Genomic DNA, 16,555 nt, shown 5'->3' on the forward strand with positions numbered 1-16,555 from the left:
TCCACTTAAAGGGGCTGGCCCGATAACGTCGTAGTTCGCTGCATAACCATCGAATTTGATAGGGAAGGAACACCACCATGGCATTGACCAAAGACCAACTGATTGCCGACATCGCCGAATCGATCGCCGCGCCAAAAGCCACCGCCAAGAACGCTCTGGAGCAACTGGGCCAGATCGTTGCCGACCAACTGGAAAACGGCGCTGAAATCACTCTGCCAGGCATCGGCAAACTGAAAGTCTCCGAGCGTCCTGCCCGTACCGGCCGCAACCCTTCGACCGGCGCTGCCATCGAAATCGCTGCCAAGAAAGTCGTCAAGTTCGTTCCAGCCAAAGTGCTGACCGACGCTATCAACAAGTAATTGTTGAAGCTTTGACGAAACCGCGCCCGGCTTGCCCGGGCGCGGTTTTTTCATGCCTGTGATTTACCCCGGGCGTGCCAGGCCTGGCGCGCGGCATCGTCATGGAAGCTCCAGGCGACCATGCGGCTCTGCTTTTGCCCCTGGCCCATTTCTATGATGCGCACGGCCTTGGCGCCAGACTTCTTCAACGCCGCCTCTATCCCCGGCAGGTTGCTGGCTTTGGACACCAGGCTGGTGAACCACAGCACCCGTTCGGCGTACTGCACGCTTTCCCCAACCAACTGGGTGACAAAGCGGATTTCGCCGCCCTCGCACCACAGTTCGTTGTTCTGGCCGCCAAAGTTCAGCACCGGCAGCTTGCGCTTGGGGTCCTGCTTGCCGAGGTTCTTCCACTTGCGCTGGCTACCGCGGGTGGCTTCCTCGCGCGAGGCATGGAACGGCGGGTTGCACAGGGTCAGCTCGAAGCGCTCGTCGTCCTGCAGCAGACCGCTGAGGATGTGGGCGCGGTTGGCTTGCTGGCGCAGGGTGATGGCCTTGCCCAGGCCATTGGCCTGAACGATGGCCTTGGCCGAGGCCAGGGCCACAGCGTCGATGTCCGAGCCCAGGAAGCGCCAGCGGTAGTCGCTGTGACCCAGCAACGGGTAGATGCAGTTGGCGCCTACGCCAATGTCCAACACACGCACCTGAGCGCCCTTGGGGACCTCGCCGGCGTTGTCATCGGCCAGCAGGTCGGCGGCCACGTGGATGTAGTCGGCGCGGCCAGGGATCGGTGGGCACAGGTAGTCGGCCGGGATATCCCAGTGCTGGATACCGTACTGGGCCTTGAGCAAGGCGCGGTTGAACACCCGCACGGCTTCGGGGTTGGCGAAGTCGATGCTGGGTTTGCCGTGGGGGTTGGTGATGGTGAAGCGAGCCAGGTCAGGGTGGGCCTTGATCAGGCTGGGGAAGTCGTAACGGCCCTGGTGGCGGTTGCGCGGGTGCAGGGTGGGTTTGTTCTGGGTCATGCTTGGGTCCGGTGTTGCATGTGCTGGACAGAGGGCCGCTGTGCGGCCCATTCGCGGCACAAGGCCGCTCCCACAGGATAGTGGTGCGCCTTGCAGGCTGCGCCATTCCTGTGGGAGCGGCCTTGTGCCGCGAACGAGGGCATGGCCCTCGCTGGTCAGATCAGCAATGTCAGGTTACAGCGCTGCAATCCGCGCATGCTGCTCGGTGAAGTTGGCCAGGGCCTGTTCGGACTCGGCCAGCTTGGCGCGTTCCTTCTCGATCACCGCAGGCGGGGCCTTGTCGACGAAGGCTGCGTTGGACAGCTTGCCGCCGACGCGTTGCACTTCACCCTGCAGGCGCTGGATTTCCTTGTTCAGGCGCGCCAGCTCGGCATCCTTGTCGATCAACCCGGCCATTGGCACCAGCACTTGCAGGTCACCCACCAGGGCGGTGGCCGACAGCGGCGCTTCGTCGGCATCGCCCAGGACGGTGAACGACTCGACCTTGGCCAGCTTCTTCAGCAGTGCTTCGTTTTCCTGCAGACGGCGCTGGTCGTCGGCGTTGGCGTTCTTCAGGAACAGCGGCAGCGGCTTGCCGGGGCCGATGTTCATCTCGGCGCGGATGTTGCGCAGGCCGACCATCAGCTCTTTCAGCCACTCGATGTCACCTTCGGCGGCGGCATCGATGCGGGTTTCATTGGCCACCGGCCACGGCTGCAGCATGATGGTCTTGCCATCGATACCGGCCAGCGGCGCGATGCGCTGCCAGATTTCTTCGGTGATGAACGGCATGAACGGGTGCGCCAGGCGCAGCGCCACTTCCAGCACGCGTACCAAGGTGCGGCGGGTGCCACGGGCGCGCTCGACCGGGGCGTTTTCGTCCCACAGTACCGGTTTGGACAGCTCCAGGTACCAGTCGCAGTATTGGTTCCAGATGAACTCGTACAGTGCCTGGCTGGCCAGGTCGAAGCGGAACTGCTCCAGCTGGCGGGTCACTTCGGCTTCGGTACGCTGCAACTGCGAGATGATCCAGCGGTCGGCCAGCGACAGTTCGCAGGCTTCGCCGTTCTGGCCGCAGTCCTCGCCCTTGTCCAGCACGTAGCGGGCGGCGTTCCAGATCTTGTTGCAGAAGTTGCGGTAGCCTTCGACGCGGCCCATGTCGAACTTGATGTCGCGGCCAGTCGAGGCCAGCGAGCAGAAGGTGAAGCGCAGGGCATCGGTGCCGTAGCTGGCAATACCTTCGGGGAACTCGGCCTTGGTCTGCTTGGCGATCTTTTCGGCAAGCTTGGGCTGCATCATGCCGCTGGTGCGTTTTTCCAGCAGGGCATCGAGGGTGATGCCGTCGACGATGTCCAGCGGGTCCAGGACGTTGCCTTTGGACTTGGACATCTTCTGGCCCTGGCCGTCACGTACCAGGCCGTGCACGTACACGGTCTTGAACGGTACCTGCGGGGTGCCGTCCTCGTTCTTGATCAGGTGCATGGTCAGCATGATCATGCGCGCAACCCAGAAGAAGATGATGTCGAAGCCCGTCACCAGTACGTCGGTGGAGTGGAACTTCTTGAGGAATTCGGTCTGCTCCGGCCAGCCCAGGGTGGAGAAGGTCCACAGGCCCGAGCTGAACCAGGTGTCGAGCACGTCGTCGTCCTGGCGCAGGGCCACGTCGCTGCCCAGGTTGTGCTTGGCACGCACTTCTGCCTCGTCGCGGCCGACATAGACCTGGCCGGCCTCGTCGTACCACGCCGGGATGCGGTGGCCCCACCACAGCTGGCGACTGATGCACCAGTCCTGGATGTCACGCATCCAGGAGAAGTACATGTTCTCGTACTGCTTGGGTACGAACTGGATGCGGCCATCTTCCACGGCGGCGATGGCAGGCTCTGCCAGCGGCTTGGTGGAAACGTACCACTGGTCGGTCAGCCACGGCTCGATGACGGTGCCGGAGCGGTCGCCCTTCGGCACTTTCAGGGCGTGGTCGTCGATGCTCACCAGCAGGCCCTGGGCCTCCAGGTCGGCGACGATCTGCTTGCGCGCGACGAAGCGGTCAAGGTTGGCGTACTGGGCCGGCAGTTGGGTGTCGACCTGCTCGTTGACGCTGCCGTCGAGGTTGAAGGCCTGGGCGCTGGCCAGCACGAAGGCGTTCTTGTCGAAGATGTTCAGCAGCGGCAGGTTGTGGCGCTTGCCGACTTCGTAGTCATTGAAGTCGTGAGCCGGGGTGATCTTCACGCAACCGGTACCGAACTCGGGGTCGCAGTAGTCGTCGGCGATGATCGGGATGCGGCGGCCGACCAGTGGCAGTTCGACGAATTTGCCGATCAGTGCCTGGTAGCGTTCGTCGTTCGGGTTGACGGCCACGGCGGCGTCACCCAGCAGGGTTTCCGGACGGGTGGTGGCAACCACCAGGTAGTCCAGGCCTTCGGCGGTCTTGGCGCCGTCGGCCAGCGGGTAGCGCAGGTTCCACAGGTGGCCTTTCTCGTCGTGGTTTTCCACTTCGAGGTCAGAGATGGCCGTGTGCAGCTTGGTGTCCCAGTTGACCAGGCGCTTGCCGCGGTAGATCAGGCCGTCTTCATGCAGGCGCACGAACGCTTCTTTGACGGCTTCGGAGAGGCCGTCGTCCATGGTGAAGCGCTCGCGGCTCCAGTCTACCGACGAGCCCAGGCGACGGATCTGGCGGCTGATGTTGCCACCGGACTGATCCTTCCACTCCCAGACCTTTTCCAGGAACTTTTCGCGGCCCAGGTCATGACGGTTCTGGCCTTTGGCTTCGAGCTGGCGCTCGACCAGCATCTGCGTGGCGATACCGGCGTGGTCGGTGCCCGGCTGCCACAGGGTGTCGCGGCCTTGCATGCGGCGGAAACGGATCAGGGCGTCCATGATCGCGTTGTTGAACCCGTGGCCCATGTGCAGGCTGCCGGTCACGTTCGGCGGCGGGATCATGATGGTGTAGGACTCGCCTGCACCTTGTGGGGCGAAATAGTTCTCGGACTCCCAGGTGTTGTACCAGGAAGTTTCAATGGCGTGCGGCTGGTAGGTCTTATCCATGCGCGGCGGGACCCTGTGCATTTATTCGGGAAAGCCGGGAAGTATAACCAAGCTGGGGTGCTGAGGCGACAGCCGCTGGGGCTGCTTTGCAGCCCATTCGCGGCACAAGGCCGCTCCTACAGGCACCGCGATCCCTGTAGGAGCGGCCTTGTGCCGCGAATGGGCCGCAACGCGGCCCCCGAATCTCATTCCGAACGCTTGATCAACCGCTCGATCCGCGCATCCAGACGGCGCTTGATCTCGTTCTCGATGTGCGGGGTAAAGTCGTTGATCACGTCCTGCATGATCATCTGCGCCGCTGCGCGCAACTCGCTCTCCAGGTGCAGCAGGGTGTCCTGGCGGCGGGTCTGCGGGTCGTCCTCGGGTTCGGCGGCGGCCGGTTCGGCAACAGGTACGCTATTGCCGGCAGGTTCTTCCAGCAGCAATGGAATCTGCTCCACCGTCTCGGTCAACAGCGGCGGTTGCAGGTCGGCGTCGCCAAGCAGTTGGCGGATCGACTCGAGGTCATCGAGCAGGTGGGCGGAGTCGGGCAAAGGGGAGGGCTTGTCCATCGTCGTCAAAGTCGCTGTAAGCGGTGGTCTTGCAGAGCATAGCCCTGTTCACGGTAGAAACGGAATCGCTCACGGGCTGCTTGGCGGATGCCAGGCGCTTCGACGACGATTTCGGCCACCCGGTCGAACTGGCCGACAAAGCCCGGTACGCTGGCGCCCAGGTTGATCAGCAGGTCATGGTGCTCGCCGGCAGTGTCCGCCAGGCCCAGCGCAACGCCAGCATCGGCATGCACCTCGGCCAGGTCGTGGGGCACGAACGCCTCGCCCTTGAAGCGCCACAAGCGCTGGTCCAGCTCGCTGCGCTGTTCAGCATCCTGGCAGTGCAGATAAACACGGTGGCCGAGGCGCCAGGCCTTTTCGCACAGCTTGCAGGCGAAATCGAGCCGCGCCGACAGCGAGTCGGTGGGCAAAATGTAGAAGTCGACTTTGCTCATGGTCGGAATCACCGGCCGGTGGCGCGCAAGGCACCACCGGCTTCACGGCGTCAGGCGCCAGCGCGGTCGAGCAGGTACTGGGTCAGCAGGGGCACCGGACGGCCAGTGGCGCCCTTGTCCTTGCCACCGCTTACCCACGCGGTGCCAGCGATATCCATGTGCGCCCAGTTGTAGGCCTTGGCGAAGCGCGACAGGAAGCAGCCAGCGGTGATGGTGCCGGCCTTCGGCCCGCCGATGTTACCCATGTCGGCGAACGGGCTGTCCAACTGCTCCTGGTATTCGTCGAACAGCGGCAACTGCCAGGCACGGTCGTCGGCGCGCTTGCCGGCATCGAGCAGTTGGCCGACCAGGTCGTCATTGTTGCCCATCAGGCCGGAGGTGTGGCTGCCCAGGGCCACGATGCAGGCGCCGGTCAGGGTGGCGATGTCGATCACCGCCTGCGGCTTGAAGCGCTCGGCGTAGGTCAGGGTGTCGCACAGCACCAGGCGGCCTTCGGCGTCGGTGTTGAGAATTTCCACGGTCTGGCCGCTCATGGTGGTGACGATGTCACCTGGGCGAGTGGCGCCACCGCTTGGCATGTTCTCGGCACAGGCCAGCAGGCACACCAGGTTGATCGGCAGTTGCAGCTCGAGCACCGCACGCAGGGTGCCCAACACGCTGGCGGCACCGCACATGTCGTATTTCATTTCGTCCATGCCGGCGCCTGGCTTGAGGCTGATACCGCCGGTGTCGAAGGTAATGCCTTTACCGACCAGCACGAACGGCTTGTCGGCCTTTTTGCCGCCCTGGTAATTGAGCACGATCAGGCGTGGCGGCTGGTCGCTGCCCTGGCCCACGGCATAGAACGCGCCCATGCCCAGGTCCTTGATCTTTTTCTCGTCCAGCACTTCAACCTTGAGCGCCTTGTGCGCTTTGCCCAGGTCTTTGGCCTGTTCGGCCAGGAAGCTTGGGTGGCAAAGGTTGGGCGGCAGGTTACCGAGGTCGCGGGTGAAGGCCATGCCCGTGGCGATGGCGCCGGCGTGCTTGACCGCGCGCTCCACTTCGGCCTGGCCGGCCTTGTCGGCCAGTAGGGTGACCTTTTTCAAGGCGCGCGGCTCAGCCTTCTGGCTCTTGAAGCGGTCGAACACATATTCGCCGTCGAGCAGGGTTTCGGCCAGCAGGCGGTACTTGCCGTAATGGGCATCGCGGTTGCTGACCGCGATATCATCCAGGGCCAGGACGGCGTCACTGCCGTTCAGGCCTTTGAGCACGCCAGCGACGCTGGCGACCAGTTTGCGCCAGGCGCGGTCGCCCAGGGCTTCGTCCTTGCCGCTGCCCACCAGCAGCACGCGCTCGGCCTTCAGGCCTGGGAGGGCTTGCAGCAGCAGGGTTTGGCCCGGCTTGCCGGCCAGGTCGCCGCGCTTGAGCACGGCGCTGATGGCACCTTCGCTGGCCTGGTCGACTGCCTTGGCAACAGCGCCGAGCTTGCGATTTTCACCTACCGGAATAACCAGCGTGGCGGTTTTTACGGATGCAGCAGCTACGCTTTTTACAACCAGTTCCATGTCAGGGTCCCCGAATGATCGATACGAATGGCGCTGTGTGTTCCAGCGCTCTGGACGGGCCTGGCCGCGTCGTCGCGCACCAGCGGAAAAGCTGCCAGTTTGAGCCTGCGGCAAGCGTGCTGACAACCCCGTTGTGCACCTTCATGCGCGGCCAAGTGACAGGGGCGGTCAATCACAGGATAATGCGCGCACTTTACATGGAGGTTCGCCTTTGGCGAACCGGCATTGGTCTTGGATGTACTAAGTCATTGTTTGGCGCCATTGCATGGCAGTCCGCCCTGACAACCCAGGAGTGTCTGGTTTGATCGTCTTTCGTTATCTGTCCCGCGAGGTCCTGGTGACCTTGAGCGCCGTCAGCGCTGTGCTGCTGGTGATCATCATGAGCGGGCGCTTCATCAAGTACCTGGCCCAGGCTGCCCAAGGCGTGCTCGATCCGGGTGTGCTGTTCCTGATCATGGGCTTCCGCCTGCCGGGCTTCCTGCAGCTGATCCTGCCGTTGGGGCTGTTCCTCGGCATTCTCCTGGCTTACGGGCGCCTGTACCTGGAAAGCGAGATGACCGTGCTGTCGGCAACCGGCATGAGCCAGCAACGCTTGCTGGGCCTGACCATGGCGCCAGCCGCCCTCGTCGCCCTGCTGGTGGCCTGGCTGAGCCTGAGCCTGGCACCGCTGGGCGTGGCCCAGGTGCAGCAGATCATCAGCCAGCAGGATGCCCTGACCGAGTTCGACACCCTGGTGCCGGGCCGCTTCCAGACGTTGCGCGATGGCTCGCGGGTAACCTACACCGAGCAGCTGTCGGATGACCGCATCAACCTGGCCGGGGTGTTCATCTCCGAGAAGCGCTTCAACCAGGACAAGACCAAGGACCGCGCCCCGTCGGTGCTGGTCGCCGAAAAAGGCCACCAGGAAATCCAGGCCGACGGCAACCGCTACCTGGTGCTGGAAAACGGCTACCGCTACGACGGCAACCCGGGCCAGGCCGACTACCGCGCCATCAAGTACGACACCTACGGCGTGCTGCTGCCCAAGCCGGAGGTCGCCGAGGAAGTGACCGAGCGCGAAGCCATCCCGACCTCCGAACTGATCGGCAAGAAGGGCCTGCGCGAGCGCGCCGAGCTGCAATGGCGGTTGTCGCTGCCGATCCTGGTGTTCGTCGTCACCCTGCTGGCGGTACCGTTGTCGCGGGTTAACCCACGCCAAGGCCGCTTCCTCAAGCTGTTGCCGGCAATTCTTCTGTACATGGCCTACCTGACAATGCTGATTTCCGTACGCGGCGCCCTCGAGAAGGGCAAATTGCCGATTGGCCTGGGCATGTGGTGGGTCCACGGCCTGTTCCTGCTGATCGGCCTTGGCCTGATGTACTGGGAGCCGCTGCGCCTCAAGCGCGCCGCCCGCCGTGCGGAGGTGGCCCATGGCTAAGCTCGACCGCTACATCGGCCAGAGCGTGCTGCTGGCCATCCTGGCGGTGCTGGGGATCATCCTCGGCCTGGCCTCGCTGTTCGCCTTCATCGATGAGATGAGCGACCTCAGTGACACCTACACGGTGATGGAAGCGGGCAACTTCGTCCTGCTTACCGCACCACGGCGGCTGTACGAAATGCTGCCGATGGCGGCATTGATCGGCTGCCTGATCGGCCTGGGCAGCCTGGCCAGCAGCAGCGAACTGACCATCATGCGTGCGGCGGGTGTTTCCATCGGCCGTATCGTCTGGGCGGTGATGAAGCCGATGCTGGTGCTGATGCTGGTTGGTCTGCTGATTGGCGAGTACGTGGCACCGGTGACCGAGAACAAGGCCCAGGCCGACCGTTCCCTGGCCCAGGGCGGCGGTGAAGCGCAAAGTTCCAAGCGCGGCATGTGGCACCGCCAGGGCGAGGAGTACGTGCACATCAACGCCGTGCAGCCCAACGGCCTGCTGCTGGGTGTGACCCGTTACCGCTTCGACAACGAGCGCAAGATCGTCACCTCGAGCTTCGCCCGCCGCGCGCAGTACCAGGACGATCACTGGCTGCTGGCCGACGTGCGCACCACCTACTTCCGTGGCGACCACACCGAAGTGGTCAACGCGCCTCAGGAACGTTGGGACGTTTCGCTCACGCCTGAGCTGCTCAATACCGTGATCCTGGCGCCGGAGTCGCTGTCGATCACCGGGCTGTGGGACTACATCCATTACTTGTCCGACCAGGGCCTGAACAATGCCCGTTACTGGTTGGCATTCTGGACCAAGGTGCTGCAGCCGATGGTGACGGCGGCGCTGGTGCTGATGGCGATCTCGTTCATCTTTGGGCCGCTGCGTTCGGTGACCCTTGGCCAGCGCGTGTTCACCGGTGTACTGGTGGGCTTCGTGTTCCGCATCGGCCAGGACCTGCTGGGGCCTTCGAGCCAGGTCTTTGGCTTCCCGCCGTTGCTGGCGGTGGTGATCCCGGCGGGGATCTGTGCCTTGGCCGGTGTGTGGTTGTTGCGCCGGGCCGGGTAGAGGCCTGAGCAGCACAAAAAAGCCGACCTCAGGGTCGGCTTTTTCATGGGTTCGATTCTGCGATGGCCTCGGCCTATTTCTTCTGCTTCGGCACCCGCACCAGCTGGGTTTCCGAGTAGATGTCATGCCAGCCGCGCTTGCGCTTGTCGATCAGCGCCCAGAAGAACCCCAGCCCCAGGCACAGCCACGAGGCGATCGATACCACAAACCGCAACAGCGCCTGCCACAGGCTGATGGCCGAGCCATCGGCGTTCTGCACCCGCACCCCCCACACCTGCATGCCCAGGGTCTGCCCACCGTGGGTCCAGAACTTGGCAAAGAAGCCGAATAGGGCAAACAGCAACACCGTTGACAGCAGCGGGTCGCCATCCAGTGCGCCGGCTTCGGTCAGCTCGCGCATGCGTGCTTCGCCGATAATCGACATCTGGATCATCTTGTAGGCACCGGCGGTCACGATCAGCAGCGCCGTGCACAGCAAAAAGTCATAGAACATCGCCGCCAGGCGCCGGCCCAGGCCGACCGGCGGAAAATCACCCTGGGGTGTGAGCAGAGGCTTGGACATGCAGGACGGCTCCAGAAGACGAAGCCACTATTCTACGGGCAAAAAAAAGCCCCTGCACTTGGCAGGGGCTTTTGGGTGTCTGGTATTCGCTTAGGCGACGACCTGAACCTTGTCAGCCTGCAGGCCTTTCTGGCCCTGGACTGCTTCAAAGGTAACCTTCTGGCCTTCTTTCAGGCTTTTGAAGCCGTTGCCTTCGATAGCGCGGAAGTGCACGAACAGATCAGCACCGCTTTCTGGGGTGATGAAACCGTAACCTTTCTCGTCATTGAACCACTTGACGGTACCGTTCTGACGCTCAGCCATTGTCTTATTTCCTATGAAGCTTGAATTTTGATGACAGTTACTTTCGCACTTGTGTGTAAGCGAAAGATTACTGGGCTGGGTTGCAGGAAAGTAAGAGACGTCAAACGGGTTGTAGCAAATCTCGGCTACTGGCCCAGGTCACGAACTGTTGCGACCCATGCAAACACAGTGCAGTGACTCTACGCCAACTCCCGAGCGAAAAACAAGCCCTTGGTCGTATGGAAAACTGGCCGTTTGCCGATAACCGACCGCTTTGTCGGAAACAGCATGGCGCCTGGCCTGGGGTCATGTTCAAAAGTTATTGGGCAGGTTCGAAAACGAATATGTGGAACCTGCCCACAACCTTCACAAAGTCGTTTCAGCCACGGTAGTAACGTTGTGCCACGAAAGGCATTTTGCTGACTTTCAAGGCCACCTTCTTGCCGCGCACCACGGCAAACAAGGCAGTGTCGAGTGCAGTATGTTCACTATCGATATAACCCATTGCGACAGGGGCGCCGAGTGTCGGGCCAAAGCCACCGCTGCACACTTTACCTACCGGTTTATCGTTTGCATCGACAATGTCCGCACCTTCACGCACTGGAGTGCGTTCTTGTGGCAGCAGGCCGACACGTTTGCGCGTCACACCGTCGCGCTGGTGGGCGAAGATCGCCTCGGCGCCCGGGAAACCTGCAGCGCGTGCGCCATCGGCTCGGCGCACCTTGGAAATCGCCCACAGCAGGCTGGCTTCGATCGGGGTAGTCTTGCTGTTCATGTCGTGGCCATACAGGCACAGGCCGGCTTCCAGGCGCAGCGAATCGCGTGCACCCAGGCCGATTGGCTGTACTTCCGGCTCGGCCAGCAGGCGGCGGGCCAGGGCGTCGGCGGCGGCGACCGGTACAGAGATCTCGTAGCCGTCTTCGCCGGTATAGCCCGAGCGGCTGACGAAGCAGTCTTCATCCAGCAGTTTTACCGGACGGAATTGCATGAAGGTCATGCCGGCCACTTCCGGGGCCAAGCGCTCCAGCACGTTGACCGCTGCCGGGCCTTGCAGGGCGAGCAGGGCACGCTCCTCGAACAGCGGCTGCACTGCGCAACGGTGGCCAATGTGTTTTTGCAGGTGGGCCAGGTCCTGGTCCTTGCAGGCGGCGTTGACCACCAGGAACAGGGTGTCGTCGCCCAGGTTGGCGACCATCAGGTCGTCAAGGATGCCGCCTTGCTCATTGGTGAACATGGCATAGCGTTGCATGCCCACCGGCAGGTCGATGATATCCACCGGCACCAGGCTTTCCAGGGCCTTGGCGGCATCGGCGCCGCGCAGGATGATCTGGCCCATGTGCGAGACATCGAACAGGCCGGCCTGCTCGCGGGTATGCAAGTGCTCTTTGAGCACGCCCAGCGGGTACTGCACCGGCATGTCGTAGCCAGCGAATGGCACCATGCGCGCACCCAGTTCCAGGTGCAGGGCGTGCAGTGGGGTCTTGAGCAGTGTTTCGGACATCGGTGACTCCTTGCTGTTGTTGTCGGGTCAACATTCGATGATGTTGACGGCCAGGCCGCCTCGGGCGGTCTCTTTGTATTTGCTTTTCATGTCGGCGCCGGTCTGGCGCATGGTGCGGATGACCTTGTCGAGCGACACGAAGTGCTGCCCGTCGCCGCGCAAGGCCATGCGCACCGCATTGATGGCTTTCACCGAACCCATGGCGTTGCGCTCGATGCAGGGCACCTGAACCAGCCCGCCGATGGGGTCGCAGGTCAGGCCCAGGTTGTGTTCCATGCCAATTTCGGCGGCGTTCTCCACCTGCTGTACGCTGCCGCCCATCACTTCGCACAACGCCCCGGCAGCCATCGAGCAGGCCACGCCGACTTCGCCCTGGCAGCCCACTTCGGCGCCGGAGATGGAGGCGTTTTCCTTGTACAAGATGCCGATGGCTGCGGCGGTGAGCAGAAAGCGCACCACCCCGTCCTCGCTGGCACCCGGTACAAAGCGCATGTAGTAGTGCAGGACCGCCGGGACGATCCCCGCCGCGCCGTTGGTGGGTGCGGTAACCACACGCCCGCCGTAGGCGTTTTCCTCGTTCACGGCCAAGGCGTAAAGGTTGACCCAGTCAAGCACCGACAGGGCGTCGCGCAGGCTGGCTTCCGGGTGACGGCTCAGCTGGCGGTACAGGGCTGGCGCACGACGTTTGACCTTCAGCCCTCCTGGCAATATGCCTTCATGCTGGCAACCGGCTTCGACGCAATCCTGCATCACTTGCCAGATGCGCAGCAGCCCGGCGCGGGTTTCCGCTTCGGGGCGCCAGGCGGCCTCGTTGGCCAGCATCACTTGACTGACCGACAGCTGCATTGCGCCGCAATGGCCGAGCAGTTCCTTGGCCGTCTTGAACGGATAGGCCAGCACGGTGCTGTCCTCGACGATGCGGTCATGGCCGGCGGCGTCCTCGTCGACCACGAAACCGCCGCCCACCGAGTAGTACTCGCGGCTGCGGATTTGCAGGCCGGCCTCGTCGAAGGCGCGGAAGATCATGCCGTTGGGGTGGTAGTCCAGCGGCTTGCGGATCATTGCCAGGTGCTGCTTTTCGATGAACGCAATGCTGTGCTCGCCCAGCAGGTTGATGCGGCCGCTGTCGCGGATGGCCTGCAGGCGGGTGGGAATGCTGTCGGTGTCGATAATGTCCGGGTGTTCGCCTTCAAGGCCCAGCAGCACGGCCTTGTCACTGCCGTGGCCTTTGCCGGTGGCGCCCAGTGAGCCATACAACTCGGCCTTGACGCTGGCGGTGCGGGTCAGCAGGCCGTCACGGCGCAGCCCCTCGGCGAAGCGCGCGGCGGCGCGCATCGGGCCGACCGTGTGCGAACTGGAGGGGCCGATGCCGATCTTGAACAGGTCGAAGACACTCAATGACATGGTGACCTCCTGCCAGGTTTAGTGGGCGGACAGGTGAACCCGCTCCTACAGCGCCCGCCACCCGATACAGGTGGCGGGGCAGGGGCTATCAGGCGTCCTGATAGCTCTCGATCGACGGGCAGGCGCACACCAGGTTGCGGTCGCCGAACACGTTGTCGACCCGGCCGACTGGCGGCCAGTATTTGCCTTCCACCAGGCTCGGCAGTGGGTAAACCGCCTGCTCGCGGCTGTAGCCATGGGCCCATTCGCCAACCAGCTCGGCCGCCGTGTGCGGGGCGTTTTTCAGCGGGTTGTCGTCCTTGTCCAGGCTACCGTTCTCGACCGCGCGGATTTCTTCGCGGATCTGGATCATCGCGTTGCAGAAACGGTCGAGTTCTTCCTTGGACTCGCTTTCGGTCGGTTCGATCATCAGCGTGCCGGCCACTGGGAAGGACATGGTCGGTGCGTGGAAGCCGAAGTCGATCAGGCGTTTGGCCACGTCGTCGACGCTGATGCCGCTGGTGTCCTTCAGCGGGCGCAGGTCGAGGATGCACTCGTGCGCCACCAGGCCATTGCCACCGGTATACAGAACAGGATAGTGCTCTTCCAGGCGGCGGGCGATGTAGTTGGCGTTGAGGATCGCCATCTGCGAGGCACGCTTGAGGCCGGCCCCGCCCATCATGCGGATGTACATCCAGGTGATCGGCAGGATGCTGGCGCTGCCGAACGGCGCGGCGCAAACCGCGCCCTCGGTGTTTTCAAGCTGCGCGTGGCCAGGCAGGAACGGCGCCAGGTGCGACTTGACGCCAATCGGGCCGACGCCCGGGCCGCCACCACCGTGCGGGATGCAGAAGGTCTTGTGCAGGTTCAGGTGGGAGACGTCGCCGCCGAACTTGCCCGGGGCGCACAGGCCGACCATGGCGTTCATGTTGGCGCCATCGATGTACACCTGGCCACCGTTGTCGTGGATGATCGCACAGATTTCGCCGATCGCTTCTTCGAACACGCCGTGGGTCGACGGGTAGGTGATCATGATCGCGGCCAGGCGCTCGCGGTGCTCGATCGCCTTGGCGCGCAAGTCCTCGACATCGACGTTGCCACGGGCGTCACAGGCGGTGACGACGACGCGCATGCCCGCCATGTGTGCGGTAGCCGGGTTGGTACCGTGGGCCGACGATGGGATCAGGCAGATGTCGCGGTGGCTTTCGCCACGGCTGCGGTGATAGGCGCGGATGGCCAACAGGCCTGCGTACTCGCCCTGGGAACCGGCGTTGGGCTGCAGCGACACGGCGTCATAGCCGGTGGCGGCGCACAGCATGGCTTCCAGCTCGGTGGTCATCTGCAGGTAGCCCTGGCTCTGCTCGGCCGGGGCGAACGGGTGCAGGTTGCCGAACTCGGCCCAGGTGACCGGGATCATTTCGCTGGCGGCGTTCAGCTTCATGGTGCACGAGCCCAGCGGGATCATGCTGCGGTCCAGCGCCAGGTCCTTGTCGGCCAGGCGGCGCAGGTAGCGCATCAGTTCGGTTTCGCTGTGGTAGCGGTTGAACACGGGGTGTTCGAGGATGGCCGACTGGCGCAGCAGGGCAGCGGGCAACAGCGAACCGGTGCTGGCGGCCAGGGCGGCGAAGTCAGGTTGAGCCTGGTCGCCAGCGAACAGCTGCCACAGCGACTCGACGTCCGCCTGGCTGCTGGTTTCGTCCAGCGACAGGCCCAGGTGGGCGGCGTCGATCTGGCGCAGGTTGATGCCCTGGGCGCGTGCCTTGTCATGCAGGTTAGCGGTGGCAGTGCCGGTGGCCAGGGTCAGGGTGTCGAAGGCGCTGGCGCCCACTACCGATACACCCAGTGCCTTCAGGCCGGCGGCCAGGATCGCGGTCAGCGCATGGGTACGCTCGGCGATGCGCTTGAGGCCGGCCGGGCCGTGGTACACGGCGAACATGCTGGCGATGTTGGCCAGCAGCACTTGGGCGGTACAGATGTTGCTGGTGGCCTTCTCGCGGCGGATATGCTGCTCGCGGGTTTGCATGGCCAGGCGCAGGGCGGTCTTGCCGAAGCGGTCGATCGACACGCCGACCAGACGGCCCGGCATGTCGCGCTTGAACGCGTCGCGGGTGGCGAAGTAGGCCGCGTGCGGGCCACCGAAGCCCAGTGGCACGCCGAAGCGCTGGGCGCTGCCGATGGCCACGTCGGCGTCGAATTCGCCAGGTGGGGTCAGCAGGGTCAGGGCCAACAGGTCGGCGGCTACGGCGACCAGGGCGTTGGCGGCGTGGAAGCGCTGCACCACGTCGCGGTAGTCGAATACGTCGCCGTTGCTGGCAGGGTACTGCAGCAGGGCACCGAAGAAGGCGCTGACATCGTTAAGCTCGCGCTCGTCGCCGACCACCACCTCGATACCCAGCGGCTCGGCACGGGTGCGCAGCACGTCCAGGGTTTGCGGGTGGCAGTGCACGGAGGCGAAGAAGGCGTGGCTGGCCTTGTTCTTCGACAGGCGCTTGCAGAAGGTCATGGCCTCGGCGGCGGCAGTGGCCTCGTCGAGCAGGGAGGCGTTGGCGATCGGCAGGCCGGTCAGGTCGCTGATCAGGGTCTGGAAGTTCAGCAGTGCTTCCAGGCGGCCTTGGGAAATTTCTGGCTGGTACGGGGTGTAGGCGGTGTACCAGGCCGGGTTTTCCAGCAGGTTGCGCAGGATCGGCGCCGGGGTGTGGGTGTTGTAGTAGCCTTGGCCGATGTAGCTTTTGAACAGCTGGTTCTTGCTGGCGATGGCCTTGAGCGCGGCGAGCGCGTCGGCTTCGCTCTGGCCGTCGTGCGAGCCGAGTACGCTGGTGCCTTTGATGCTGTCGGGGATGACCGCGGCGGTCATGGCTTCCAGCGAGTCGAAGCCCAGGGCGGCGAGCATGGCCTGCTCGTCAGCGGCGCGCGGGCCGATGTGACGGGCGATGAATTCGTTGGCGGTGCCGAGGTTGATGGTCATGGCGGGGTTCCTCAGGCGTCGTCGTTGGCTTTGAGCAGGCGGTCGTAGGCGTCCTGGTCGAGCAGGGCGGTCACGGCGCTGGTATCGGCAGGGATGAAGCGGAAGAACCAGCCTTCGCCCATCGGGTCTTCGTTGACCAGTTCCGGGCTGTCTTCGAGCTGGCCGTTGACTTCGACCACTTCGCCGGTCAGCGGCATGTAGACGCCACTGGCGGCCTTGACCGACTCGACGGTGGACGCTTCGCTGCCTTTCTCATACTGCTGCAACTCTGGCAGTTGCACGAAAACCACATCGCCAAGGGCGTTCTGGGCGTAGGCGGTGATGCCCACGGTGACGCTGCCATCGGCTTCGACGCGCAGCCATTCGTGATCTTCAGTGAAACGCAACTCGCTCATGGGGAATCCTCGGGAAGCAGGGCGTTGGGCGCGGTGGCTCCGCGCTCTTGGGTTGGGATTCCCTAAGCAATAATGCGGCCAAT

The 16,555-nt window shown here is 63.7% G+C and carries 14 protein-coding genes; 3 read left to right on the plus strand and 11 right to left on the minus strand.

Annotated elements, in window-relative coordinates:
* Window positions 1–77 precede the first annotated feature (77 nt).
* On the plus strand, window positions 78–359 hold the full coding sequence (locus ACNFBR_RS03595; RefSeq protein WP_003255106.1) for an HU family DNA-binding protein: 282 nt from the start codon (window positions 78–80) through the stop codon (window positions 357–359).
* 50 nt (window positions 360–409) lie between these two features.
* Here the strand turns inward: ACNFBR_RS03595 and rlmF are convergent, their stop codons facing one another.
* The 5 genes from rlmF to ACNFBR_RS03620 form a co-directional block, all read right to left on the minus strand.
* Window positions 410–1,363 (minus strand): 23S rRNA (adenine(1618)-N(6))-methyltransferase RlmF, encoded by a 954-nt coding sequence (rlmF, locus tag ACNFBR_RS03600; RefSeq protein WP_416733690.1) that lies wholly within the window; start codon window positions 1,361–1,363, stop codon window positions 410–412.
* A gap of 174 nt (window positions 1,364–1,537) precedes the next feature.
* Window positions 1,538–4,384 carry a valine--tRNA ligase gene (locus tag ACNFBR_RS03605; protein WP_416733691.1) on the minus strand — a complete coding sequence of 949 codons (2,847 nt, stop codon included), beginning with the start codon at window positions 4,382–4,384 and terminating at the stop codon, window positions 1,538–1,540.
* Between the two features lie 185 nt (window positions 4,385–4,569).
* Entirely contained in the window at window positions 4,570–4,935 is a 366-nt protein-coding gene (locus ACNFBR_RS03610; protein ID WP_416733692.1) for a DNA polymerase III subunit chi, read from the minus strand.
* 5 nt (window positions 4,936–4,940) lie between these two features.
* The gene (locus ACNFBR_RS03615) at window positions 4,941–5,369 is read right to left on the minus strand and encodes a DNA polymerase III subunit chi (protein ID WP_416733693.1); all 429 of its coding nucleotides are present in this window, start codon (window positions 5,367–5,369) and stop codon (window positions 4,941–4,943) included.
* Window positions 5,370–5,419: 50 nt separating this feature from the next.
* Window positions 5,420–6,913 (minus strand): leucyl aminopeptidase, encoded by a 1,494-nt coding sequence (locus ACNFBR_RS03620; RefSeq protein WP_416733694.1) that lies wholly within the window; start codon window positions 6,911–6,913, stop codon window positions 5,420–5,422.
* Window positions 6,914–7,214: 301 nt separating this feature from the next.
* Here ACNFBR_RS03620 and lptF point away from each other — a divergent pair, with 301 nt between their 5' ends.
* Window positions 7,215–8,330, plus strand: a complete 1,116-nt coding sequence (gene lptF / locus ACNFBR_RS03625; RefSeq protein WP_416733695.1) for an LPS export ABC transporter permease LptF — start codon at window positions 7,215–7,217, stop codon at window positions 8,328–8,330.
* Window positions 8,323–9,384, plus strand: a complete 1,062-nt coding sequence (gene lptG, locus ACNFBR_RS03630; protein WP_416733696.1) for an LPS export ABC transporter permease LptG — start codon at window positions 8,323–8,325, stop codon at window positions 9,382–9,384. Before lptF ends, lptG begins: the two co-directional genes overlap by 8 nt.
* A gap of 73 nt (window positions 9,385–9,457) precedes the next feature.
* On the opposite strand, the gene ACNFBR_RS03635 is transcribed toward lptG, so the two are convergent.
* The 6 genes from ACNFBR_RS03635 to gcvH all read right to left on the minus strand — a co-directional run bounded on the left by ACNFBR_RS03635 (window position 9,458) and on the right by gcvH (window position 16,472).
* Window positions 9,458–9,946, minus strand: a complete 489-nt coding sequence (locus tag ACNFBR_RS03635) for an RDD family protein (protein WP_416733697.1) — start codon at window positions 9,944–9,946, stop codon at window positions 9,458–9,460.
* Between the two features lie 90 nt (window positions 9,947–10,036).
* The gene (locus ACNFBR_RS03640) at window positions 10,037–10,249 is read right to left on the minus strand and encodes a cold-shock protein (protein ID WP_050704121.1); all 213 of its coding nucleotides are present in this window, start codon (window positions 10,247–10,249) and stop codon (window positions 10,037–10,039) included.
* 358 nt (window positions 10,250–10,607) lie between these two features.
* Window positions 10,608–11,729: a glycine cleavage system aminomethyltransferase GcvT gene (gene gcvT, locus ACNFBR_RS03645; RefSeq protein ID WP_416733698.1), complete on the minus strand. Its 1,122-nt coding sequence runs from the start codon at window positions 11,727–11,729 to the stop codon at window positions 10,608–10,610.
* Between the two features lie 27 nt (window positions 11,730–11,756).
* Complete coding sequence (locus ACNFBR_RS03650; protein WP_416733699.1) at window positions 11,757–13,133, minus strand: L-serine ammonia-lyase; 1,377 nt, start codon at window positions 13,131–13,133, stop codon at window positions 11,757–11,759.
* Between the two features lie 88 nt (window positions 13,134–13,221).
* Window positions 13,222–16,077, minus strand: coding sequence for an aminomethyl-transferring glycine dehydrogenase (gcvP, locus tag ACNFBR_RS03655; protein ID WP_416733700.1), 2,856 nt, complete (start codon window positions 16,075–16,077; stop codon window positions 13,222–13,224).
* A gap of 11 nt (window positions 16,078–16,088) precedes the next feature.
* Window positions 16,089–16,472 (minus strand): glycine cleavage system protein GcvH, encoded by a 384-nt coding sequence (gcvH, locus tag ACNFBR_RS03660; RefSeq protein WP_416733701.1) that lies wholly within the window; start codon window positions 16,470–16,472, stop codon window positions 16,089–16,091.
* Window positions 16,473–16,555 lie beyond the last annotated feature (83 nt).

This window comes from Pseudomonas sp. NY11955, from assembly GCF_048068035.1.
In the GTDB taxonomy this organism is placed as follows: domain Bacteria; phylum Pseudomonadota; class Gammaproteobacteria; order Pseudomonadales; family Pseudomonadaceae; genus Aquipseudomonas.

Excerpts from the sequence above, each read along its gene's own strand:
- ACNFBR_RS03605 (WP_416733691.1), bottom strand. The coding sequence starts at position 4,384 with ATGGATAAGACCTACCAGCCGCACGCCATTGAAACTTCCTGGTACAAC.
- ACNFBR_RS03640 (WP_050704121.1), bottom strand. The coding sequence starts at position 10,249 with ATGGCTGAGCGTCAGAACGGTACCGTCAAGTGGTTCAATGACGAGAAA.
- ACNFBR_RS03650 (WP_416733699.1), bottom strand. The coding sequence starts at position 13,133 with ATGTCATTGAGTGTCTTCGACCTGTTCAAGATCGGCATCGGCCCCTCC.
- lptG (WP_416733696.1), top strand. The coding sequence starts at position 8,323 with ATGGCTAAGCTCGACCGCTACATCGGCCAGAGCGTGCTGCTGGCCATC.
- ACNFBR_RS03595 (WP_003255106.1), top strand. The coding sequence starts at position 78 with ATGGCATTGACCAAAGACCAACTGATTGCCGACATCGCCGAATCGATC.
- ACNFBR_RS03610 (WP_416733692.1), bottom strand. The coding sequence starts at position 4,935 with ATGGACAAGCCCTCCCCTTTGCCCGACTCCGCCCACCTGCTCGATGAC.
- gcvH (WP_416733701.1), bottom strand. The coding sequence starts at position 16,472 with ATGAGCGAGTTGCGTTTCACTGAAGATCACGAATGGCTGCGCGTCGAA.
- gcvT (WP_416733698.1), bottom strand. The coding sequence starts at position 11,729 with ATGTCCGAAACACTGCTCAAGACCCCACTGCACGCCCTGCACCTGGAA.
- rlmF (WP_416733690.1), bottom strand. The coding sequence starts at position 1,363 with ATGACCCAGAACAAACCCACCCTGCACCCGCGCAACCGCCACCAGGGC.
- gcvP (WP_416733700.1), bottom strand. The coding sequence starts at position 16,077 with ATGACCATCAACCTCGGCACCGCCAACGAATTCATCGCCCGTCACATC.
- ACNFBR_RS03635 (WP_416733697.1), bottom strand. The coding sequence starts at position 9,946 with ATGTCCAAGCCTCTGCTCACACCCCAGGGTGATTTTCCGCCGGTCGGC.
- ACNFBR_RS03620 (WP_416733694.1), bottom strand. The coding sequence starts at position 6,913 with ATGGAACTGGTTGTAAAAAGCGTAGCTGCTGCATCCGTAAAAACCGCC.
- ACNFBR_RS03615 (WP_416733693.1), bottom strand. The coding sequence starts at position 5,369 with ATGAGCAAAGTCGACTTCTACATTTTGCCCACCGACTCGCTGTCGGCG.